At 66.5% G+C, this 394-nt stretch carries 1 protein-coding gene; it reads right to left on the bottom strand.

Annotated elements, in window-relative coordinates:
• Window positions 1-394, bottom strand: a 394-nt coding sequence (locus tag EJI01_RS28495; RefSeq protein WP_126840429.1) for a galactose oxidase early set domain-containing protein, incomplete at both ends; no start/stop codon positions are given.

Genomic DNA, 394 nt, shown 5'->3' with positions numbered 1-394 from the left:
TGAAGGTCTGGCCCTGGTCGGCGACCTTCGTCACGCTGCCATCCACCTTGAGGATCTTGCCGACCGAGGGCACGCCGTTGTCGTCGATCACGTACAGCAGGTAGTGCCCGATGGGCACGACGTTCGGGCTCTCGTTGAGGGTGATGTCGACGTTCGAGCTTCCCGTGGCCTGGGTGAAGGGCAGCTCGAGGAAGCGCTGCCCGAAATCGGTGGAATGCGTGACCGCACCGGTGCGGATCAGCGTGACGCGGCGGATCGGCCGCGACGACGCGACGGTGACGCGGAAGTCGGTGCCCAGCGTCAGCTGGGCCGGCGTCTGGTTGATGATGGGGCGCGCCCGGCGCTGGCCGTTGCTGTCGAACAGGTAGGGCGGCGAGTAGATCTCGGCATTGAG

It is taken from the genome of Variovorax sp. MHTC-1 (assembly GCF_003984645.1).
Lineage (GTDB): Bacteria > Pseudomonadota > Gammaproteobacteria > Burkholderiales > Burkholderiaceae_C > Variovorax.
This window is presented reverse-complemented; position numbering and strand designations above follow the sequence as displayed.